Source organism: Bradyrhizobium sp. P3_C3, from assembly GCF_056402655.1.
The window spans coordinates 275,059-297,413 of record NZ_JBFUGY010000004.1 but is presented as its reverse complement, the minus strand read 5'-3'; the positions used below and the strand labels follow the sequence as shown (position 1 = coordinate 297,413).

The following is a 22,355-nucleotide window of genomic DNA, read 5'->3' as shown; positions in this document are numbered from 1 at the left end:
CACCCGCCGCGCTCTGCGCGTCGACCTCTCCCCGCACGCGGGGAGAGGTGAAGGAAGAAGCCGTCGGCGCCTGCGACAGCAGCCGCAGCCACAGATATTGCGCGACGTTGGTGTCCTGATATTCGTCGACCAGGATGAATTTGAAGCGCTGCTGGTACTGCCGGAGGATATCCGGGTGCTCGCGGAAGATGCGGATGTCTTCGAGCAGCAGATCGCCGAAATCGGCGGCGTTCAAGATCTTCAGCCGCTCCTGGTAGCTCGCATAGAGCTTGCCGCCCTTGCCGTTGGCGAACACGGCGGCTTCGCCTGACGGCACCTGCGACGGTGTCAGGCCGCGGTTCTTCCAGCCGTCGATCAGGCCGGCCAACATGCGTGCCGGCCAGCGCTTGTCGTCGATGTTGTCGGCCTGCAGCAGCTGCTTGAGCAGCCGCACCTGGTCATCGGTGTCGAGCACCGTGAAGTTCGATTTGAGCTGCGCCAGCTCGGCATGGGTGCGCAGGATGCGGCCGCCGATGGAGTGGAACGTGCCGAGCCACGGCATGCCTTCGACCGCGTGGCCGAGCATCTGGCCGAGCCGGTGCTTCATCTCGCGCGCGGCCTTGTTGGTGAAGGTCACCGACAGGATCTCGGCGGGGCGGGCGCGGCCCTGGCTGAGGATGTGGGCGATGCGCGTGGTCAGCACGCGCGTCTTGCCGGTGCCGGCGCCGGCCAGCACCAGAACCGGGCCGTCCAGCGTCTCCACGGCGTCGCGCTGCTCGGGATTGAGCCCGGACAGATATTTCGGGCCCACGGAGGCGCGCGCACGCGCGGCGATGCCGCCGGCTGCGGGCTGGTGGTCGGGTACGCTGGTGATTTTGCTCGGCTCGGTCATGCGAATCATTGGCCCCACGATGGCACCGCGGGGTGGTGGAAGGGAGCCTTCTTAACAGGGATTGCTGCCTATATGGGGCGCCGGGAGCGGTTTTCCACGTGCGCGGCGGGCCGATTTGTTCCATCGGCGAGGGCGAATTTCCAGCTTGCCTGGGCCGGAACCATCGTTCCCGCGTCGAGATTGTCTGGACAGGTGGCGCGGCCAGCCGCGCCGACGCAGACAGACATCAAGACGAGGGTTTGACCATGCTAGGCTGGGTTGTGACGTTTCTGGTTATCGCACTGATCGCCGGCATCCTGGGCTTCGGCGGCATCGCCGGCGCCTCGATCGAGATCGCCAAGATCATCTTCTTCATCGCGGTCGTGCTGTTCCTGGTTTCGGCCGTGGTGGGCCTTGCCCGCGGCCGCAACAGGATATAGCGCGGTCTGATGGGTGCATGATCTTACTGGAAAACTGCTTCACACTCTTTCGGATCAGATCATGCACTACCGCTTCGAGGGCATCGCCACGTTCCGGCCGATGCCCTCGGGCCGCGGCACGGCGCCGTGGGCGCCCACGACCGCTGCGATGCGCTGCCGGATATCGGGCGGAAAGGCCGCCACCTTTCGCGAGCCCATGTCGATGTGGAGCGACATGTTTTCGGAGGTCGCCGACAGCCAGCCTTCGGTCGCGTGCCGCAACTCCTGGAACGTATGCAGCCGCTTGTCGTCGGCTTCGAGCAGCCAGACCGACACCTGCACGGGATCGCCGAGGTGGATTTCGCGCAGATACCGCACATGGCATTCGGCAGTGAAGGTCGAGCCGCCTCGCTCCTTCATGTAGCCCGGCCCGATCCCGAGCTGTAACCACATCTGGTCGATCGCGCGGTCGAACATCACGTTGTAATAGGCCATGTTGAGATGGCCGTTATAGTCGATCCATTGCGGCTCGATCTGCATGATCGACGAGCGGAACGGCTCGGCAGCGGCGGTCTCCGGCATGTGTCTTTCCTGCTATGCGCGCGGTCGCTTGACTTGACCGGTTAGATGTCCTTTGCCACGGTTCTTCTGTCGGGAGGAATGTCCGTGGGTACGACCATCACCAATAATCCGCCGCGGGTTGAGCCGAAAGCCCTCGCAAGCGCGCTGGAGCAGCTTGCCGCACGGTTCGGCAACCGCCTCATCACCTCGCGGGCCGTTCGCGAGCAGCACGGCCATACCACCACGTGGATCGTCAACCAGCCGCCGGACGGCGTGGTGATGGCGCAGGAGACTGCCGACATCCAGGACGTGGTGCGGATCTGCGCCAAGAACCGCGTGCCCGTCATCGCCTTCGGCACCGGCACCTCGCTGGAGGGCCAGGTCAACGCGCCCGCCGGCGGCATCTCGATCGACCTGCGCGACATGAACAAGGTGCTCGCGGTGCATGCCGAGGACCTCGACTGCGTGATCCAGCCCGGCGTCACACGCAAGGCGCTGAACGAGCATCTGCGCGACCAGGGCCTGTTCTTCCCCATCGATCCCGGCGCGGATGCTTCGCTCGGCGGCATGGCCTCGACCCGTGCCTCCGGCACCAACGCGGTGCGCTACGGCACCATGCGCGACAGCGTGCTGGCGCTGAAGGTCGTGCGCGGCGACGGCGAGATCATCACCACAGGCACGCGCGCCAAGAAATCCTCCGCCGGCTACGACCTGACGCATCTGTTCGTCGGCGCCGAAGGCACGCTCGGCATCATCTCCGAGCTGACCATTCGCCTGCGCGGCATCCCTGACACGATCGCGGCCGGTGCGGTGTCGTTCGAGACCGTGCACGGGGCATGTCAGGCCGTGATCCTGGCGATCCAGACCGGCATTCCCGTGGCGCGCATCGAGCTGCTCAACGCCGCGCAGGTGAAGGCCTGCAACGCCTATTCGAAGCTGACGCTGCCGGAAACGCCGCTGCTGCTGATGGAATTCCACGGCAGCGAGGTCGAGGTCGGCGAGCAGTCCAAGGCCTTCGGCGAGATCGCAAAGGATTGCGGAGGCGGCGATTTCTCCTGGACCACCAAGCCGGAGGATCGCACCAAGCTGTGGCAGGCGCGGCACGACGCCTATTGGTCGGTGAAGGCGCTGCGTCCCGGCGACAGCATCGGCGTGGTTGCAACCGACGTCTGCGTGCCGATCTCGCGGCTTGCCGATTGCGTCGGCGAGACCGAGGAAGATCTCAAGCGCCTCAACCTGCTGTCGCCGATCGTCGGCCATGTCGGTGACGGCAATTTCCACTGCTCGCTGGTCTGCGACACCAACGATGCCGACGAGATGGCGCGTGGCGAGGAGTTCATGCATCGCCTGGTCGAGCGCGCGCAGGCGATGGACGGCACCTGCACCGGTGAGCACGGCATCGGCCAGGGCAAGCAGAAATATCTCAAGGCGGAACTCGGCCCGGAAGCGCTCGACGCGATGCGGGCGCTGAAAAAGGCGCTCGATCCGCTGAATATCTTCAATCCTGGCAAGATCGTGCCGGAGGCATAGCGCGCGGGCGGCTGCGTCGCGGTCGCGGAACTTTCGGCAGTCAGGCCGGTTCCAATCCCGTCAATTTCCGATGCCTCGATGGCGCGGCTCTGCGGGAGGATGCGATGTTGCGACCTGTCATTGGAATTGCCGTGATGGCGCTTGCCTGCATGCTGGCGGGCACGGCTCTGGGCAAGGGCGGGCACGGTGGCGGCCATGGTGGTGGGCACGGAGGCGGGCATGGAGGCGGGCATGGCGGTGGCCATCACGGCGGCGGTCATCATGGTGGTGGTCATCATGGAGGCGGCCATTTTGGTGGTCATGGCTTCGGGCACGCGCATGGCGGCGGGCATCATGGCGGGCCCCGCTTCGCAACTGGCGCGCGACATCGCGGCCCGAACTTCGGCCAGATCCGCAATGCGGCCGTCCGTCCTGCGAATTTTCGCAACGCCCTCAACGTGCATTCCAGCGCCTTCCGCAACGGCCGTCTGATCAGCAATCCGGCCGCGCGAGCCCAGATCGCAGCGGCGGCCGCACTGGCCGGCTGGCACGGCGCCAGCAGCGGGTGGTGGCAACATGCGGGCGGCGGTTATGGCTGGGTCGGACCGCTGTTCTGGCCGTTCGCCTACAACGATCTCTACGACTACACGATCTGGGGCGACGGTCTCGGCTTCTGGGGCTACGGCTATCCGGACATCTATGCCGGCATCTTCGGGCCCTATGGCTATGACGGTCTCTCGGCCTATCTGCCGCAGCGGCCGCAGGGACGGCGCCAGGCGCGCGGCGTCCCGCTGGATCGGCTTTGCGGCAGCGACCGCCGCGAAATCGTCGGTCTGCCGATCGACCAGATCGCCGCCGCTGTGCAGCCGACCGAGGCGCAAGGCGCAAGCCTCGACGAACTCGGCAATGCCTCGATCCAGGCGTCCGAGATGATCCGCGCGTCCTGCCCGTCGCAGGTCGCGGCGACAGCGCCAGGTCGGCTGACGGCGATGCAGCAGCGCATCGTGGCGATGGAGAAAGCCGTCGATCTCGTTCAGCCCGCCCTCGATAGATTCTACGGCGCGCTCACCGACGAGCAGAAGGCGCGCTTCAATGCGCTGGCCGAGGATCAGCGTCGTGCGACGGCTTCCAGCAACACCGGGGCATCGCTGGTCCAGAATTGCGCGACGCCTGCTGCGCTCGATTGGCCCAGCACTGACATCGAGGCGAGGCTTCATCCCAACGACACCCAGCGTGCTGCGCTACAGGTGCTCCAGGATACCAGCGCCAAGGTCAGCGCATCGCTCAAGGCGGCCTGCGAGCCCAGCGACGTGATGACGCCGCCGGCGCGAATGGCGGCGGTTCGCAAGCGGCTCGACACGATGCTCGACGGCGTCAAGTCGGTTCGCGCGGCGCTGGAGGATTTCTACGCCACACTGAATGACGAGCAGAAGGCGCAGTTCGAGGCCATCGGACCGCGTCGGACGTCCTGACTGAATATCGATAATGCGTGGCGGAAAAATCGCCTCGCCGATCTCGATCGGCCTCTCTATGCTGGGCGAGGCGGGAGCGCGGAACTACGGCGGCGGGAAGACCATTGGTGACGGGGCGATGAAGTGGTTCGCAAAGCAGAAGCCGGCGGACATCTGGGACGAGACGATCGAAGGACCGCTCGGCGATATCGAGGCGGCCGAGCGCATCCGCGCGATCTGTGACGCCGCAGCCGCGAGCGCGGCCGGTTCGGCGCGCAACGACACGCGCGAAGGTGAGCGCTATGAACGCGCGGCCCAGGTCGCGATGGAAATCGCGATGAAGATCTCCGACGGGCTGATGCGCGATGACGCAGTCCATCGCATCGTCGATCTCTGCATGAAGGCGAACGACCTCAAGACCGCGCAGATCCTGTTTCGTGCGATCCATGCCAGCTGGATCCGGGAGACGGTGCAGCGGGATCATCCGACCCTGGCCTAGAGGCGTGTACTCGTAAATCCGGTGTGCCCGGCAACGAGCCAAGTGCCATCGCGCTCTCCGGGCGTCATCGAAGCTGGTGACAAGAAGGCGACTTCCCGCTCACCGGTGGAATTGATCCTCTGCCGGGGTTAGATGGCCGCCTCGGTCTGCGCGTCGAAAACATGAAGCCTGGAAGGCCGCATGGCAACGCGCAGCCTGTCGCCCACCCTCACCCTCGCGGTCGGCTCGACGCTCGCCACCATGATACTCTCGCCGACCTTCATATCGAGCAGGATTTCCGAGCCGAGTTGCTCGACCACCTCAATCACAGCATCGAAGCATGAGTGGCCGAGATCAGCGCTACCCGCCACGGTAAGGTCCTCCGGCCGCACGCCGAGCATGACCTCGCGTCCGATATGGCCGCGCAGCCGCTGCGCGGTCTCGTCCGGCAGCTTGATGCGCAGGCCGGAGTTCTCGGCAATCAGCGATCCGTTCGCCTCGGTCACCGTAACGGCGGCGAAATTCATGGCCGGGGAGCCGATGAAGCCGGCGACGAACTTGTTGGCGGGCTGATTGTACAGTTCGAGCGGCTCCCCCACTTGCTGGACCACGCCGTCTTTCATGACGACGACCCGGTCACCCAGCGTCATGGCCTCGACCTGATCGTGGGTAACGTAAATGGCGGTGGTGCCGAGACGGAGATGCAGTTTCTTGAGCTCAACGCGCATCTGTACCCGCAGCTTGGCATCGAGGTTCGACAGCGGCTCGTCGAACAGGAACACGCGGGGGTGACGCACAATGGCACGACCCAACGCCACGCGCTGGCGCTGGCCGCCGGACAGCTGGCGCGGCTTGCGCGTTAGCAATTCACCGATGCCGAGGATGTCGGCCGCCTCCCGCACGCGCTTGTCAATCTCGGGCTTTTCGAATTTGCGCATCTTCAGGCCAAACGCCATGTTGTCGTGCACGCTCATGTGCGGGTACAGGGCGTAGTTCTGGAACACCATGGCGATGTCGCGGTCCATCGGCGCCAATTCATTGACCACGTTTCCGTCGATGGAAATGTCGCCGGAACTGATCGCTTCAAGCCCGGCGATCATTCTCAGCGTCGTGGTCTTGCCGCAGCCGGACGGTCCGACGAACACCACGAACTCCTTGTCGCGGATCTGCAGATTGACGTCTTTGACAGCGTGCACGCTGTCGTAGAACTTGTTGATCCCCTTGAGGACGACCTGGCCCATTCGCTCCACCCGCCTTCCGCATGCCCACTTTCCTGATGATCCGGGGTGCTGTCAGCCCTTCACCGATCCAGTCAGTCCTGCGACGTAGTGCTCGACGAAAAACGAATAGGCGATAGCAACCGGGATCGATCCGAGCAGGGCGCCAGCCATCAGCGGTCCCCAGAAGAATACATCGCCGCGGATCAGCTCCGATGTGACGCCGACCGGCACGGTCTTCTGTCCAGGCGAGGACAGGAAGACAAGTGCGTAGATGAACTCGTTCCACGACAGGGTGAAAGCGAAGATGCCGGCCGAGAGGATGCCCGGGATCGCCACCGGGATGACGATGTAGAGCATGGCCTGCCAGCGCGAGGCGCCGTCAATGCGCGCGCATTCCTCGAGCTCCTTGGGCACCGCCTTGAAGTAGCCCATCATGAGCCAGGTGCAGAACGGAATGAGAAAGGTCGGATAGGTCAGGATCAATGACCAGGGCGTGTCACCCAGCCGATAGTTGCGGATGATCTCTGCCAGCGGAATGAAGAGCAGCGTTTGAGGCACCAGATAGGTGATGAAGATGCCGGTGCCCAGACTGCCTGCAAATGGAAAGTTCAGCCGCGAGAGAGCATAGCCGGCGAACACGCCGCACACGAGCGAGATGGCGGTTGACGCGAGCGCGATGAACGTCGTGTTCCACAGCCACGATGCAAACAGCGTCTCCTCGAACAGGTACCTGACATGGTCCCAGGTCGGGTTCCAGGTCCAGAACGGATTGTAGTTGATCGAATTCCAGGGTCGGTAAAGCTCGCCGTCCGGCCGCACCGAAGTGATCACCATCCAGTAGAACGGGAACAGCAGGAAAAGCAGGAACATCGCCATGGGGACGTAGAAGAACGCCCACTTTCGCCACCTTGCGCCCTCGATCATGGCTCAGCGGACCTCCACGCGGCGGATGTAGAGAAGTTGGATGATAACGACCAGAAACAGGACCGGAAACATGGCGAGCGAGATGGCAGCGCCCTCGCTTAGGAGGCCGGTGCCGATGCCGATCTGATAGGCGTAGGTGGCGAACAGGTGCGTTGCATTGGCTGGTCCGCCGCCTGTCATCACATAGACGATCTGGAAGTCGGCGAACGTCTGAATCACCGAGAACAGCACCACGACCATGGTCACGGGCAGCAGCAGGGGCCAGGTGATGTGCCAGAACCGCTGCCACGGCCTGGCACCGTCTATGGCGGCGGCCTCGCTAAGTTCGGGACTGATGGTCTGCAGGCCGGCGAGCAGGCTGATGGCGAAGAATGGCACTCCGCGCCAGATGTTGACGATGATGATCGAGATCATGGCGAGGTCCGGATCGCCAAGCCAATTGATCCGACCRCTGATCAAACCGAGATGGTAGAGGAGCCAATTGAGGACGCTAAATGTCGGGTCGAACATCCACTTCCAGGCGAAAGTCGAGAGCACGGTCGGGATGATGAAGGGCAGCAGGATGAAAGCACGGGTGAAAGCCTTGCCGCGGAAATTCCGGTTGAGCAGCATGGCCAGCCACAGCCCGAGCGCCAGCTTGAAGACGGTGGTTACGCCCGTATAAAGAAACGTGTTGTAGACGGAGGTGCGAAAGATCCCGTCATTGAAGATCTTGTAGAAGTTGGCGAGGCCGACGAACTCGCCTGGAACGCCGACGCGCGAGTTGGTCACCGACAACAAGATGCCGCGCAAGAACGGATAGGCGATGAACGTACCGAGCAGCGCCAGGGTCGGCACCAGCAGCAGGAATGCGAGCCAACGCTCGTCCTCAAGCAGCCGGATTCTGGGCCGCGGCGCCTGCGGCATGTAGACTTGGGTCTCGGCGATCGCCATCTCGCTTCACCTCTAAGCGCACGCCAACAGACGCGTCATGCGAAACTTTGATCGCGCCGCCTCACAGAGAGACGGCGCACCGTACAAGTCCGAGACGCGGGGCGCGCGGCAGCCACTTCGCAGCCGTGCGACGTGCTGCGCACGTACTTTCAAGAATAGACCTTCTTGAGTTCGACTTCCGCCCATTTCACGGAATCCTCCGCCGGAGCGCCCTGGATCGCTTTGGCGTACATATCTGTGATGATGTATTTGGTGAGCACTTCGGCAGCCTTCTTGCCTGATGAGGGCAGAGGGTACCCGGGCGTCTGACCCAGGAGGCCGGCGATCTTGAAGGGCGCCATGACCTTGTCCTCTTCCCACAACTTGTGTTTCTCCCATTCGTGGGTCGGCGGTGTCGCGAAACCTTTCTGGGAGACGAACCACGGCTCGTAGTTCGCCTTGGTATGGACCCACTTCAACAACGCCTTCGCACCGTCCTGATTCTTCGAATAGTTCGGAATGACGTGAGAGAAATAGGTGTGCATGGCGAATTGGCCGGCCGGGCCTTTGGGCAACGGCGAGTGCTGGATGTCGGTCTTCAGCTGTGCGCCTTTTTCAGTAATATATTTGTCAGGGTTGCGCAGCGATTCGATGTAGATCGAAGCGCCGTTGAGGGTGGCGCAGATGGTTTGCGACAGGAACGCACGGTTGTTGTTGGTGTCATCCCAGGCAAGCCCGCCCTCGTCGTGGGCTTCCTTCCAGAAAGCCGTCATGAACTTGACGGACTCGATGACCTCTTTCTTGTTGATGTTGACAGTCTTGCCGTCCTTCTCGACCTCGGTGCCGCCCCACGACCACATGTACGGGTAACTGAACGTCGGCGCGTCACCGAACGTGTGGCCGAGCGTCTGACCGATCGGCCGGCCCTGGGCCTTGAGCTTCTTGCCAACCTCGCGATACTTCTCCCAAGTGTCCGGGAAGGTCGATGAGCCGATCTCATCGAACCAGGATTTTCGGTAGGCGATCATGGCGCCGACGATGGTCCACGGCAAAGAGATCCATTTTTGGCCGTCGGCGGAGTTGGACTTGCACAGATCATAATAGCCATCTTCGGCCTCGCTCACACGACCTGCGATGTCGGACAGGTCGATGACGCTCTCCGAATAGATCTGCGGGTGGTTATTGAAGAGCATGATGATGTCGGGACCTGAGCCCGACTGGATCGCCGAGGTGATGCGCGGCTGCAGGTCGTTGCCATTCACAGTCTCAAGATTGATCTTGATTCCCAGCGCCTTCTCGGCAGCAGGCAGCAGCTCCTTGCGCAATAGCTGATCGGAAGCTGGCACGAAGTCATTCCAACGCAGCCAGTGTACCGTGGTGCCCTGTGCAAAAACGGGAGCCCTGCCAGTGGCCAGGATGCCGGCCATGCCGCCCACAAGCGCCGTGCCGCCCTTGAGGATGTTACGTCGGGTTACCGTCGTCATGCATTCCTCCCTCGGTGTGTCTGAGCTAATATCCTTTGGCCAGTCTAACGCCGGCCTGGAGTGCCTTTCAGTCTATCGCGCCTCCGTGGCCCAAGCATGCGCCCGCGACAACGTCCGCAATGTATTGGCTCGATGATCATTTGGTGGCGTTCCACTTGCAGCGCCGGGGTGGCGAGTTCGCCGCGAACCAGGGGGCGTTCTTCGCGGAGCAGCGGCGCGATTGCATCGCACCCAATCGTAACGGCGATACGATCGGCGGCCTGGATCATGTCGGCGCTGCAGCCAGCGCTTGAACCCTACCGTCATAACGATCCCTCCCGCGCAGCGACGGTATAGCCGCGGCCAAGCGGGTTTTCCCCGTCTTATATGAAGTTCGGTACCGGAAGCTGGCGCGACATCATTGTCGCCCGTCGCAGCAGGAAATCAAGTGCTAGCTTTGACGCGGCGGCCATGGTCTTACTCCGCGAACTGGCCGGCGACCAAAAGTATCGCTCCCTTTGGGGCGGCGGACCGAGTGAAGGCGGTGGTTATTTCGCCAGCTTGCGCACGGCTTCATCGACGCTGTGGAAGACGTGTTCGCGGGGCAGGGCGTCGAACAGTCTGAAACGTTCGAACGCGTTCTGCGCGCGCACCGATTCCAGCCGCGCCAGCGCGACGGTGACGCCCTGTTCGCTGCACGCCTTGAAGACGTCGAGCAGGATCTGCGCGGCGGTGAAGTCGATCTCGACCATTCCGCTCGCCTCCAGCACCAGCAGTTGCGGCGTCGACGTGCCGAGCACTTTCGCCACGTCGCTGCGGAAACCCGGCGCGTTGAGGAAGGACAGCGGCGCCTGGAGCCCGATCACGGCGACGCCGGCGATGCGCTCGCCGGTGATGTGCGGATGCGCCGGCCACCAGATCGTGGTGCCCGGCACGCGCTCGAACTCGACGAGACGCGCGCGCGTCGTGCTCCAGATGCCGTGCAGCAGCGACAGCACGATGCCGAGGAAGGCGCCCTGCTGGATCGGCAGCACGATGATCAGCGCGGCAGTGGCGACGATCAGCAGGAACTCGCTGAACGATTGCCGGTAGATCATGGCGATCTGTTTCACCCGGATGATCCGCAGCGCCACGAACAGCAGGATGCCGCCGAGCGCGGCGTCCGGAACGTGCTGCAGCAGCCCCGTCCCGAACGCGAGCAGCGCCAGCACGATTGCCCCGGCCGCAAGGCCCGCGAGCTGCGATTGTCCACCGGTCTCGGCAACGATCCCGGTTCGCGGCGGGCTGGCATTGACCGGAAACGCGCCGAACAGGCCGGACAGCACGCTGCCGGCGCCCGCACCGAGGAAGTCGCGATCGACATCGGCGGGCTTGTCGGGATCGGATGGGAACGACCGCGTCGTCGCCGCGGTCTGCACCATCACCACGACGGTGATGACGAAGGCGAGCGGCACCAGGCGCACCCACAGCTCCGGCGCAAGGTCAGGCAAGGTCGGCCGCGGCAGCGTGCCGGGCACCGCGCCGACGACGCTGACGCCCTTGCTTTCGAGGCCGAGCGCGATTGTGGCCAATGTCGCGGCGACGAGCCCGATCAGCGCACCCGGAATTTTCGCGCTGACCCTCTCGGCGATGAAGACCACGGCGAGCACACCGAGCCCGATGCAGAGCGTAAATGGGTTGGTGCGGCCAAGTTCGGTCGCGAGCACGCCGATGCGTTCGAGTGTCGGCCCGCTTGGTGATCGAAGCCCGAGCACGCCCGGCAGTTGCGAGACGATGATGTGGACGGAGATGCCGGCGAGGAAGCCGACCATCACCGGCACGGACAAAAGATTGGCGATGCCGCCGAGGCGGAAAGCGCCGCTGGCCAGCATCATCGCGCCGACCATCAGCGCCAGCGCGATCGCAAGCCCCTGATACTCAGGCGAGCCGGTGGCCGCGAGCGCGGCAAGTCCGCCGGCGAAGATCGGCGTGATCGTGGAATCCGCGCCGCAGGACAGGAAGCGATTGCCGCCGAGCAATGCGAAGCCGAACGAGCCGGCCATGAACGCGAAGAAGCCGATCTGCGGCGCAAAACCGCCGAGCCGCGCCGTGGCCATCTGCTCGGGGATCGCAATCGCCGCCAGCGTCAGGCCCGCCATGAGGTCGCCGGGCAGGGCATAGGACGCGAGTGACCGGAACAGCGGCCATGAGCTCTTGGCGGGCGCGTCGTGCGGCATCGATATGGAATCCCCGGAAAGGCTGGCGTCAGCAGATCAGCCTACAGTACTTCCGGAAGGCCACAGAAGGCGAAATATCCGCAACTCTCGTGTCCCGGACGCGCTGCAACGCCTAGCGTTGCTGCGCAGAGCCGGGACCCATCGCGCCGCACAGTTCGCTGGTACATGGGCCCCGGCTCTGCAGCGCACCGCACCGGACGATGCGTCGCATCGCCGGGAGCGCTGCGCTGCGTCCGGGGCACGAGAGTTGCTGGCCGCCCACCATCAACAGAAATGTCCGCAGGCAGGGCCTGCGGACATCCATTCGCTTGGTGAACTGGGGCTCAGTACCTGCCGCGGTTGTAGTCGCCGCGTCCGTAGYCGCCTCCGCCACGGCCGCCCATACCCATGCCGAGACCAATCCCGACGCCAATTCCGACGCCCACGGCTTCAGGTGGCGGGCCAGGTGGCGGCGCGCGCTCGTAGATCACTTCGTCGGGCGGCGGCCGGCGCGGCTTCGGCGGCGTCTCGACCAGCTTTCGCTTCGGCGGCGTGTCGTCGACGCGCTTCTTGATGACGGGCGCCACCGCCGGATTGACCGGCGTTGCCGGTGTCGACGGCGCCGAGCACGGGCAGGTTGGGGCCATTGCGACCGCGACCGGAGCAGGGGCCGCTGCGGCCGCGACCGGCAAGGCATAGTTGCGGTTCTGCACGCGGAGCAGCAGCCGGCGCGCGGTTGCGGCGAGATCGCTGTTGTCCCAATTCGCCAGATAGGCCTCGAACGAGGCGCGGGTGTTGATCGCGGTGGCGCGCTCCCAGGCCAGCATCTGGCGCCGACGCTCCAGGATCGTGCGCAGGCGCGGTGTGTAGGAGGCCTGTGCGTACAGCTCGACATAGGCCTGATACGCGGACACGGTGTCGTCCGCGATCACGAGCTCATAGGCGGCCCTGGCGTCCTTGCCCTGCAAATCCCTGCGCCAGTCCGCGACGCTGCGCGTACCGCTGGCGAGTGCCATGGCGGATGCGCCCGGGAGAGCAGGCTGTCCGCCGCTGCTCTCGCCGAAGAACTTGAAGTCGGTCGTCAGCGACGAGCTTTCCCACGGGATCTGCCGCCCGTCGGTCGATTGCGCCACGGCGATGCGGATGCGCTTGAACACCTCCTCGATCGGCAGGTTCGGCTGCTTGGCGACGGTCAGCGCGGCCGTGGTGTAGGGGCTGTCGATGCCGGAGCCGTCCTCGGCTTCCGCGCCGGGCGAGGTCGAATAGGAGATGAAGGAGCCGGGCGCGCCGGCCTTGGTGTCGACGATTGCAAGCCCGTGGCCGGCGCCGCTGAGCGCAGGGAACGGATTGTTGCGGCAGGCGTCGAGCATGAAGATGCGTGCGCGCGTCGGCAGCGCGCCGAGCGTGTTGAGCAGATCGTTCAGCCGTACGCCCTGAAGCGGAATGTCGGCCTCGCGCTTGGGATCGAGATCAACCGGCACCAGATAGTTCTCGCCGTCGATCTGGAGGCCGTGGCCGGCATAGAACACCAGTGCGACAGTGTCGGCGCCGCTGGCGCTGACCTTGCCGGCGAAATCGGAGATCGCAGCGCGCATCTCGTTCTGCGCCAAATTGGCCGCCGTGGTGACGGTGAAGCCGGCATTGCCGAGCAGCTCCGTCATGCCCTTGGCGTCGTTGGCGGCGTTGGGCAGCTCCGGCACCGTGCGATAGGCCGATTGACCGATCACGAGTGCGAGCCGCGCCTCGGCGTCGGCGTCGGTCGGCGTCATCAATTGCGTGAGCGCGACAAGGCTGGAGGCAAGAAACAAATTGCGAAGGACTGGACGGCGCATGGTGTCACCTCCATCGGCAATGCGCACGATGATGTCACCTTTTCTAGGTCGCAGCCACGCGTCTGTCTGTGCACTGGATCACGCTGCAAGCTGCGGCAAAATGGGGCAGGGCGTCTGCCGGAGCCGCCGGGTATCGCTCCGGCGGCATCCATGTGAATTGCGCATTGATCCATGCACCAATTGGATTGATCCGTGCTGCTGCGCGAAGCGTCCTGTCGCACATCGGCCCCGAGGCCGATCCGATCGAGAATCCCGGACAAACATGGTTGTTTTGACGGCGCCGATGCCGTTGATGTTCGCAACCCGCCGCTTTGCGACGGCCGGCTGCAACCCTTGCCTGCCCCGTCGCTTTGGCCATACAGTCCGCGCAACAGGCCGCGGCAGCGATCTCGGCCGTAAACAAGAATATTCGGGGAGAGACCGCGCCATGACCATCGTGCCCGTGAGCCGTCGCACGTTCATCAAGTCGTCGACGGCGGTTACCGCCGGCCTCGTTCTCTCTCCCGCCATCATCGGTCGCGCCGAAGCGGCGACGCTGAAGCTGAAATGCTCCTCCTCGCTGCCGAACGATCCGAAATACGCCAACGGCCGCGTCTACTACGACAACCTCGTCAAGAACCTGAAGGGCAACGGGCTCGGCGAGCAGGTCGAGGTCGCCTTCTTCCCGGACAACCAGCTCGGGCAGGAGATCGACGTCATCAATTCGGTGAAGCTCGGCGTCATCGACCTCATGGTGTCGGGCTCGTCGATCTCCGCCAACCTGGTGCCGCTGGTCGGCACCTTCGACCTCGGCTTTCTGTTCTCGAGCTTCCCGCAGCAGACCAAGGCGTTCGATTCCGGCGCCGCCAAGCCGATCGAGGACGCGCTGCTCAAGAGTGGCAACATCCGCATCATCGCCTGGGCCTATAATTTCGGCTCACGCAGCGTGCTCGCGAGGAAGCCGGTGAAGACGCCGGAGGATCTCGCCGGCCTCAAGATCAGGACGCTGCCGAATCCGGTGATCACGGAATGCCTGCGCCTGATGGGCGCCGCCGCGACGCCCCTGGCCTTCGGCGAGATCTACACGGCGCTCCAGGCCGGCGTGCTCGACGGGCTGGAGCACGATCCGCCGACGATCCTGGCCAGCAAGTTCTTCGAAACCGCAAAATTCTACTCGCTGACGCAGCACAATTTCTCGCCGCTTGCGATCTACTTCAGCGACGTGACCTACAACCGCATGGATCCGAAGCTGCGCGAGGGTTTCCTCGATGCCGCCAAGAAGGCCGCGGCCGACACGCGCGCCCACGGGCTTGCCGTCGAGAAGGAGGCGCTGACGGCTTTGACCGAGAAGGGGGTGACGGTGGCCGAATGCGACCGCGAAGCCTTCAAGAAGCGCGTCGCGCCGCAGCACGAGAACTTCATCAAGGCGCGGCCGGAGTCCAAGCCGGTCATCGACATCATCCGCGCGACGCAAGCTTGAGATGACCAAGTCTGAGATGGCGTTGACAGGCGCCGTACCCCTCTCGGGCGGCCGCCACGGGAGCATTACGCTGCTGCTTCGCCTCAGCGACGCGATCGCGGCCATCCTCCTGGCCGCCGATCTCGTGGTCGTCTGCGCCTCCGTGCTGCTGCGCTTCTGCTTCAATGCGCCGGTCGAATGGTCTGATGACGTCGCGCGCGGCCTGATGGTCGGCTCGGCCTTCTTCGGCGCGGCGAGCGCGCTCGCGCGTGGCGAGAATGTCGGCGTGTCCTTCTTCCGCGATCTGCTGCCGGTGCGGCTGCGCGCGCTGGTCGATGCCGCGAGCGCGCTTCTGGTCGTGCTGATCTCGGGTTATGTCGCCTACAATGCGATCAAGCTGGGATCATTGACTTCAGGCCAGACCACCGGGTCCGGCCTGCCGCTGGAGCTGACCTTCTACCCGATGGGCATCGGCGCGCTGTTCATGACGGTGTTCGCGATCGACCAGCTCTGCGCGCGGCCGTTGCCCGTCATCGTCAGGGGCCTCGTTGCGGTCGTCATCGTCAGCGGCCTCTATCTCGCCTGGGATTATCTGTCGCCGTCCACGGTGCCGTCGGCGGGCACGCTGATGTTTATCGGCTTCTTCGCAACCCTGTTCGGCGGATTGCCGATCGGGTTCGCGCTGGCGCTGGCCGCGCTGATCTTCATCTGGGTCGAGGGCGGGCTGCCCGGCGTGATCTTCGCCCAGCAGATGGCGCGCGGCATCGACAATTTCGTGCTGCTCGCGATCCCCTTCTTCATCCTCGTCGGCTACCTCATGGAAGCCAACGGCATGTCGGTGCGGCTGATCGAGCTGCTACAGCGCGGCGTCGGCCGTATGCGCGGCGGCCTAAATGTCGTGATGGTGGCCTCGATGGTGCTGTTCTCCGGCATCTCGGGCTCGAAGATGGCGGATGTCGCCGCGGTCGGCTCGGTGCTGATCCCGGCGGCGCGCCGCTCGAAGCAGAACCCGGGCGGCGCGGTGGCGCTGCTTGCCGCATCCGCGGTGATGGCGGAAACCATTCCGCCCTGCATCAACCTGATCATCTTGGGTTTCGTCGCGAACCTGTCGATCGGCGGGCTGTTCGTGGCCGGCCTCTTGCCGGCGGCGCTGATGGCGCTGGTTCTGATCGCCGTCTCGATCATCTTCGGCAAGCGGCCGGCGGATACCGAGGACGTTGCGCCGCAGATGCCGGTGTCGGGCTTGTGGAGCGGCGCAATCGCCTCGTTCGGCCTGATCTTCATGATCTTCTTCGGCTTCAAGAGCGGATTTGCGACGGCGACGGAGATCTCCGCGTTTGCCGTGGCCTATGCGCTCGTCGTCGGCAGCGTCGTGTTCCGCGAGCTCACCTTTAAGTCGGCCGCACACAGCTTCGTGCAGGGCGCGACGCGTGCGGGGCTCGTGCTGTTCATCGTCGCCGCCGCGCAGTCGCTGGCGTTCACGCTGACCCTGCAGCAGGTGCCGCACGCGGTCGGCGACTTCATGTTGGGATTGTCCAAGACATCAGGGACGTGGCTGTTCATCCTGCTCGCGATCGGCGTGCTGATCGTGATGGGCTCGGTGTTGGAAGGCGCGGCCGCGTTGATCATCTTCGGGCCGCTGCTGCTGCCGGTGGCCGTGCAGCTCGGTGTCGATCCCCTGCATTTCGGCGTCGTGCTGGTCATCGCGATGGGCATCGGCCTGTTCGCGCCGCCGCTCGGGCTCGGACTCTATGGCGCCTGCCTGATCGGTAATGTCCCGATCGAGCAGACGGTGAAGCCGATCATGGGCTATCTCGGCCTGTTGTTCCTCTGCCTGCTCGTCATCGCTTTCGTGCCATGGCTCTCGACCGCGCTACCGCGGGCATTCGGCTACTAAGGGAGTCCTGTCTTGAAAGTGTTGCTCGCCCATACGCCGGAGATGCGTCGCAATTACTACGGCGACCGCAGCCTGAACGGCCTGCGCGCAGCCGCCGAGGTGATCCTGCACGAGAGGGATGACACGCTGGACGCTGCCGGCCTCGTGCGCGCGGCCAAAGATGCCGACATCATCGTCGCCGATCGCATGACGGAAGGGCGCGGCGAGATCTTCGCGCAACTGCCGTGCTTGCGTGCCTTCGTCCGCTGTGCCGTCGACATCCGCAACGTCAATGTCGATGCGGCCTCGAACGCCGGCGTGCTCGTGACGCGGGCCGGGCCCGGCTTCGTGCAGGCGGTGGCCGAGCTTGCGATCGGCTACATGGTCGATCTCTCCCGCGGCGTGTCGCGGGCGACGGCGGATTACCAGGCCGGCCGCAAGGTCGAGGCGCGGATGGGCCGCCAGCTCGCCGGCAGCAAGATCGGCATCATCGGCTATGGCAGCATCGGGCGCTATCTCGCCGAAATCGCCAAGGTGATGCGCATGGAGGTGCTGGTCTCCGATCCCTTCGCTGATGTCAGCGACAGCGCGATCCGGCAGGTCGGTCTCGACGAGCTTCTTGGTGCGTCCGACTACGTCGTCTGCCTCGTGATCGCCAACGAGCAGACCGAGAATTTGATCGGCGAGGCGGCGCTGGCGCGCATGCAGAAGCATGCCGTCTTCATCAATCTCTCGCGCGGCAATCTCGTCGACGAGGCCGCGCTGGCACGCGCGCTGCGCGAGAACCGCATCGCCGGCGCGGCGATGGATGTCGGCCGCGCGCCCGACCAGATGCCGAGCCCGGAGCTCGCAAAACTGCCGAACGTCATCGCCACGCCGCATGTCGGCGGGCTGACGCCGGAGGCGATCGAATACCAGTCGCTGGAAACGGTGCGGCAGGTCGAGGCGATCGTCAAAGGCGAAGTCCCGCAAGGCGCCGTCAACGCCGAGCGCTGGACGCGGCGGCCTTGAAGCTGCGGAGCTAACGCAAGTTATACAGTCGCTGTGCGCACCAAAGCTTCCGCATCGTCATGGCCGGGCTTGACCCGGCCATCCACGCCTTTGCCCGCGATGCCAAGAACGTGGATGCCCGGGACAAGCCCGGGCATGACGACGTCCTGCTGCAGCTACAGCCGATCCACCGCCCTGAACGTTCCGTCCTTCTGGATCACGGTCAAGAACACCTTCGGCGGCGCGTCGGTCATGCGCGCGCCGACGGTGACGATGCTGCCGCTGATGTCGAAGCGGCCGACGTCGTTGATGGCGCGCAACAGGCTCGCGCGGGTCGGCTGCGGCCCGGCCTTCTCCAGCGCCGCGGCCGCGAGGCGGCCGGAGAGATAGCCTTCGAGCGACACGAAGTCCGGTGTCAGCGTCGGGTCGAATGCCTGCTGCGCCGCCTGGTAGTCGGCGACGAGCTTTTGCGAGCGATCCCAGGGAAACGGCACGACCTGCGAGACGATGACGCCTTCGCCGTCGGGGCCGAGCTCTCGGGCGAGCGCATTGGCGCCGACGAAGGAGATGTTGACGAAGGTCGGATGGAAGCCGCTGCGATGCGCGAGCTTGATGAACTCCGCGCAGGGGCCGTAGGTTCCGACCATGACGATGGCCTCGGGCTCGGCGCGCTTGAGCATCCGCCAGGCCGAGCCGACCGCGCGGGTGTTGCGCTCGAAGGTGCCTTCGGCGGCGAGCTCGAGGCCGCGCTTGGCAAGCGCGTTCTTCACGCCGGCAAGACCGTCGCGGCCGAAGGAATCGTCCTGGTAGAAGATGCCGATGCGGGTGAAGTGGCGATCCTCGGTGAGGTGCTTGACCCAGGCCTCCGCTTCAGCGCCATAGCTTGCGCGAATGTTGACGACGTTCGCAAGCTCGAGGTCGCGCAGGAATTCAGCGCCGGTGAAGGGGCCGATGAAGGGGATGTTCCTGGTACTGGTGATCGGTATCGTCGCCATCGCGGTCGGCGTGCCCACCGCGCCGATCAGCGCGAACACCTTGTCGTCCTCGATCAGCCGCAGCGTCTGCGCCACCGAGCGGTCGGGATCGTAGCCGTCATCGCGGCTGATGAGCTGGAGCCTGCGGCCGTGGACGCCGCCCTTTTCGTTGATCTCGGTGAATGCCGCGACGATGCCTTGCCGCATCCGCTGTCCGAGCGCGGAGGAGGGGCCTTCGAGCGCGGCGGCCTGGCCGAACAGGATCGCATCGTCGCTGACGCCGACCTCGCCGCCTTTCGCTGCAGGATTGGCGGCGGCGAGTAGCGCGACGGCCAGAGCGACGCAGGCCGCTGATCGCGATCGTGTCATGAGGATGTTTGYCGGATAAGGGAATACCTGCCGGAAACGATAGTCCCGTCGCCCTGAACAGCTCGCTAACCCCCGATGTAACGGTGCTCCGTAAGAGTCCGGGGAAAAGCGGCAAATTGCTCGCACAATGGGCCCTGCTTGCAGGCCAATCGTTAACTAAGCCGCGCAATCTGCGACGACCCGGTTCTGAAATTGTGCGGTTCTTAACCCCGATCCTTGTCCGATAGCAGTTCCGGCAGCTCAACCAGAAGTGGGTTGCCGCGCCGAGGGGGACTTGCGGGATCAAGATGGGCGGTCGGGGTCAGAACGATCAGGATCGGGAACGTAGGACCGGATGGTGGCGCGCCGCGCCGCTGCTCGGACTCTATCGCCCTGCGCTCGTCGCAGTCGGCGTCGGTCTTCTGTTCTCGCTCGTGGGCGCCGCTGCCGTGGCGCGATGGGAAGACCGCGTCAACAGGATCGAGTTCGAGAACGCCGCGGAAACCGAAGCCATCGTCATGCAGAACGGCATGAGCGAGTACATCTCCAGGCTCGTCGCGCTGCGTACGCTGTTCGAATCGACCAACGAGGAAATCACCCGCAGCGAATTCGAGACCTTCAGCTCCCGGCTGTTCGAACGTCATCCCGGCATGCTGCGCATCTCCTGGCTGCCGCGCGTCAACCGCAAGGAGCGCGCCGAATACGAGGCCGCAGCGGCCACGGACGGCGTGTCCGGCTATCGCATCAAGTCGCTCCAGGGCGAGACCTTCGCGACCGCGCCGCAAGCCGATGAATATTTCCCGGTGTTCTACTCGACCCAGCCGAAGACGTCGTCGGTCTACGGCATGGATTACGCGACCGTTCCGGAGCGCCGCGCAGCCCTTGAGCGCGCGCGCGACAACGACCGCGTCGCCGCCATTCGCACGCGCCTCTACGAACCGAAGGAGGGCGGCCGGCAGCCCGACGTGCTCGTTGCAATCCCCGTCTACGCCAAGGGAACCTCGCGCGAGGCGGTGGCGGACCGGCGCCGCAATCTGGCGGGCTTCGTCGTCGGCGTCTTCGACCTGCCGCTGCTGATCCAGTCCATTCGCGTGACCACGGGAGCAAGCCCCGCGGTCAGCGTGAACGTCTATCCGCCCTTCACGGGACAGATCGTCAGCCTGGAACAAACCCTGCCGGACTATTCGTCGGCCGCCTCGTCGCCGCAGTCGATGCGGGACGTCGCCCGGGCGCTGCACTGGTCGGGCAGCCTCAAGATCGGGGATACCGACTGGCAGGTGCGCGCCATGCCGACGGCCGGCGGTTCGCTGGAGACGGCCTATGACCGCGCGGTTGCCGTCATCGTCGTCGGCATGCTGCTGACGCTGTCGCTCGCAACCTATCTCATGCTCGCAAGCCGCAACTCGCGGCGGCTGTCGCTGGCGAACCGGCGGGTGCTGGAGCTCGCCCAGACCGACATCCTGACCGGGCTGCCGAACCGCGCCTTCTTCCTGACCCGGCTCGACATGATGAACAGCCAGTTGAGCGTGCGGGGCCTGCCGTTCGCGATCCTGATGCTCGATCTCGACCGCTTCAAGAACGTCAACGACTCGCTCGGCCACGGTGCGGGCGATGCGCTGCTGCGCCAGGTGGCGCTGCGGCTGAGATCTGCCTTGCGTGCCACCGACGTGCTGGCGCGGCTCGGCGGCGACGAGTTCGCCATCATCCAGGAGGCTTGCGACGATCAGCGGTCCTGCGCGACCGAACTCGCCGCGCGGATCGCGAAGCTGGTCGCCGAACCGTTCCTGCTGCCCGGCCATCGCGTCGAGATCGGCACCAGCATCGGCATCGCGATCGCACCGGACCACGGCAGCGACCAGGAGCAGCTGCTGAAGAAGGCGGACCTCGCGCTCTACCGCTCGAAATCGGCCGGCCGCAACTGCTTCACCATCTACGACGAGGCGATGTCGGTCGAGCTCGAGGCCCGCAATACGCTGGAAGGCGATTTGCGCGATGCCATCGCGCAGTGCCAGCTGGAGGTGCACTATCAGCCCTTTATGGACGTCGCCAGCGGTGGCCGTCGCGGCTTCGAGGCGCTGGTGCGCTGGCGGCATCCGAGCCGCGGCCTGATCCCGCCGGACCAGTTCATCGGGCTTGCCGAGGAAACCGGGCTGATCGTGCCGCTCGGCGAATTCGTGCTGCGGCGCGCCTGTGCGGACGCCGCCGCCTGGCCATGCGATCTCATGGTTGCGGTGAACCTGTCGCCGATCCAGTTCAAGGAAACCGAGCTGTTCGAGACGATCTGCGCGGCGCTGGCAGATTCCGGCCTGGCGCCGCAGCGGCTGGAGATCGAGATCACCGAATCCGTGCTGCTGGAACGCGGCGTCGAGAACCTTGCCTTCATGGAGCGGCTAAAGCACATCGGCATCGAGCTGGCGCTCGACGATTTCGGCACCGGCTATTCGTCGCTGAGCTATCTGACCACGTTCCCGTTCGACAAGATCAAGATCGACAAATCCTTCATCCGCAACCTCACGCATCAGCCGCGCAGCTCCGCGATCATCGCCTCGATCGTGACGCTCGCACGCGGACTCGATATGTCGGTCACCGCTGAAGGCGTCGAGACACGCGAGGAGTTCGAGCGGCTAACCGTGCTCGGCGTCAATTTTGCGCAAGGTTATCTGTTCGGACGCCCGCAGCCGGTCGACCAGATCGCATTCGACGCGCCCGTCCGGGCTTCGCAGCGCGACGCTGCCTGAGCGCGAGCCTCGCAACATTTGAACATATACGAGAGGTCGTCATGCCCGGGCTTGTCCCGGGCATCCACGTTCATTGTTCCGCGTAGCGAAGACGTGGATGGCCGGGACAAGCCCGGCCATGACGATGTGGCAACTTCTGCGACCCGCCAAGAAACACATTCGCGAAAATCGCTTGAC

18 protein-coding genes are annotated in these 22,355 nt (G+C 64.8%); 9 read left to right on the top strand and 9 right to left on the bottom strand.

What is annotated here, in order from left to right:
* Nucleotides 1–880 (bottom strand): ATP-dependent helicase (locus AC1DW2_RS07535; RefSeq protein WP_477005606.1); only part of this gene is annotated, 880 nt, incomplete at its 3' end.
* Between the two features lie 236 nt (nucleotides 881–1,116).
* Between AC1DW2_RS07535 and AC1DW2_RS07530 the strand changes: the two genes are divergently transcribed.
* Nucleotides 1,117–1,290, top strand: coding sequence for a DUF1328 domain-containing protein (locus AC1DW2_RS07530; protein ID WP_008556598.1), 174 nt, complete (start codon nucleotides 1,117–1,119; stop codon nucleotides 1,288–1,290).
* A gap of 66 nt (nucleotides 1,291–1,356) precedes the next feature.
* Here the strand turns inward: AC1DW2_RS07530 and AC1DW2_RS07525 are convergent, their stop codons facing one another.
* A complete protein-coding gene (locus tag AC1DW2_RS07525) occupies nucleotides 1,357–1,851 on the bottom strand; it encodes a thioesterase family protein (protein ID WP_028147665.1) in 495 nt (164 codons plus the stop codon).
* 84 nt (nucleotides 1,852–1,935) lie between these two features.
* On the opposite strand from AC1DW2_RS07525, the gene AC1DW2_RS07520 reads away from it, so the two are divergent.
* From AC1DW2_RS07520 to AC1DW2_RS07510, 3 genes are all read left to right on the top strand, one after another.
* Nucleotides 1,936–3,360 carry an FAD-binding oxidoreductase gene (locus AC1DW2_RS07520; protein WP_477005605.1) on the top strand — a complete coding sequence of 475 codons (1,425 nt, stop codon included), beginning with the start codon at nucleotides 1,936–1,938 and terminating at the stop codon, nucleotides 3,358–3,360.
* Nucleotides 3,361–3,464: 104 nt separating this feature from the next.
* Nucleotides 3,465–4,811 (top strand): Spy/CpxP family protein refolding chaperone, encoded by a 1,347-nt coding sequence (locus tag AC1DW2_RS07515; RefSeq protein WP_477005604.1) that lies wholly within the window; start codon nucleotides 3,465–3,467, stop codon nucleotides 4,809–4,811.
* Nucleotides 4,812–4,929: 118 nt separating this feature from the next.
* Nucleotides 4,930–5,289 carry a hypothetical protein gene (locus tag AC1DW2_RS07510; protein WP_477005618.1) on the top strand — a complete coding sequence of 120 codons (360 nt, stop codon included), beginning with the start codon at nucleotides 4,930–4,932 and terminating at the stop codon, nucleotides 5,287–5,289.
* Between the two features lie 128 nt (nucleotides 5,290–5,417).
* On the opposite strand, the gene AC1DW2_RS07505 is transcribed toward AC1DW2_RS07510, so the two are convergent.
* The 4 genes from AC1DW2_RS07505 to AC1DW2_RS07490 form a co-directional block, all read right to left on the bottom strand.
* Nucleotides 5,418–6,509, bottom strand: coding sequence for an ABC transporter ATP-binding protein (locus AC1DW2_RS07505; protein WP_063981580.1), 1,092 nt, complete (start codon nucleotides 6,507–6,509; stop codon nucleotides 5,418–5,420).
* Nucleotides 6,510–6,560: 51 nt separating this feature from the next.
* Nucleotides 6,561–7,412 (bottom strand): carbohydrate ABC transporter permease, encoded by an 852-nt coding sequence (locus AC1DW2_RS07500; protein ID WP_085399493.1) that lies wholly within the window; start codon nucleotides 7,410–7,412, stop codon nucleotides 6,561–6,563.
* Between the two features lie 3 nt (nucleotides 7,413–7,415).
* Nucleotides 7,416–8,345 (bottom strand): carbohydrate ABC transporter permease, encoded by a 930-nt coding sequence (locus tag AC1DW2_RS07495; RefSeq protein ID WP_477005603.1) that lies wholly within the window; start codon nucleotides 8,343–8,345, stop codon nucleotides 7,416–7,418.
* A gap of 149 nt (nucleotides 8,346–8,494) precedes the next feature.
* Complete coding sequence (locus AC1DW2_RS07490; protein ID WP_063981582.1) at nucleotides 8,495–9,808, bottom strand: ABC transporter substrate-binding protein; 1,314 nt, start codon at nucleotides 9,806–9,808, stop codon at nucleotides 8,495–8,497.
* Between the two features lie 119 nt (nucleotides 9,809–9,927).
* Here AC1DW2_RS07490 and AC1DW2_RS07485 point away from each other — a divergent pair, with 119 nt between their 5' ends.
* The gene (locus AC1DW2_RS07485; RefSeq protein ID WP_155257718.1) at nucleotides 9,928–10,101 is read left to right on the top strand and encodes a hypothetical protein; all 174 of its coding nucleotides are present in this window, start codon (nucleotides 9,928–9,930) and stop codon (nucleotides 10,099–10,101) included.
* 234 nt (nucleotides 10,102–10,335) lie between these two features.
* On the opposite strand, the gene AC1DW2_RS07480 is transcribed toward AC1DW2_RS07485, so the two are convergent.
* A complete protein-coding gene (locus tag AC1DW2_RS07480; RefSeq protein WP_477005602.1) occupies nucleotides 10,336–12,003 on the bottom strand; it encodes a SulP family inorganic anion transporter in 1,668 nt (555 codons plus the stop codon).
* Nucleotides 12,004–12,326: 323 nt separating this feature from the next.
* Nucleotides 12,327–13,814: a caspase family protein gene (locus AC1DW2_RS07475; RefSeq protein ID WP_477005601.1), complete on the bottom strand. Its 1,488-nt coding sequence runs from the start codon at nucleotides 13,812–13,814 to the stop codon at nucleotides 12,327–12,329.
* A gap of 427 nt (nucleotides 13,815–14,241) precedes the next feature.
* On the opposite strand from AC1DW2_RS07475, the gene AC1DW2_RS07470 reads away from it, so the two are divergent.
* Genes AC1DW2_RS07470 through AC1DW2_RS07460 form a run of 3 tightly spaced genes read left to right on the top strand, consistent with a single transcriptional unit; the run spans nucleotide 14,242 to nucleotide 18,139 of the window.
* Complete coding sequence (locus tag AC1DW2_RS07470; RefSeq protein ID WP_028147675.1) at nucleotides 14,242–15,273, top strand: TRAP transporter substrate-binding protein; 1,032 nt, start codon at nucleotides 14,242–14,244, stop codon at nucleotides 15,271–15,273.
* Nucleotide 15,274: 1 nt separating this feature from the next.
* A complete protein-coding gene (locus AC1DW2_RS07465; RefSeq protein WP_477005600.1) occupies nucleotides 15,275–17,149 on the top strand; it encodes a TRAP transporter large permease in 1,875 nt (624 codons plus the stop codon).
* A 12-nt stretch (nucleotides 17,150–17,161) separates the two neighbouring features.
* A complete protein-coding gene (locus tag AC1DW2_RS07460; RefSeq protein ID WP_477005599.1) occupies nucleotides 17,162–18,139 on the top strand; it encodes a hydroxyacid dehydrogenase in 978 nt (325 codons plus the stop codon).
* A gap of 155 nt (nucleotides 18,140–18,294) precedes the next feature.
* Here AC1DW2_RS07460 and AC1DW2_RS07455 read toward each other — a convergent pair whose 3' ends face one another.
* Complete coding sequence (locus tag AC1DW2_RS07455) at nucleotides 18,295–19,461, bottom strand: ABC transporter substrate-binding protein (RefSeq protein ID WP_477005598.1); 1,167 nt, start codon at nucleotides 19,459–19,461, stop codon at nucleotides 18,295–18,297.
* A gap of 287 nt (nucleotides 19,462–19,748) precedes the next feature.
* Between AC1DW2_RS07455 and AC1DW2_RS07450 the strand changes: the two genes are divergently transcribed.
* Nucleotides 19,749–22,178 (top strand): bifunctional diguanylate cyclase/phosphodiesterase, encoded by a 2,430-nt coding sequence (locus tag AC1DW2_RS07450; protein WP_477005597.1) that lies wholly within the window; start codon nucleotides 19,749–19,751, stop codon nucleotides 22,176–22,178.
* Nucleotides 22,179–22,355: the final 177 nt, after the last annotated feature.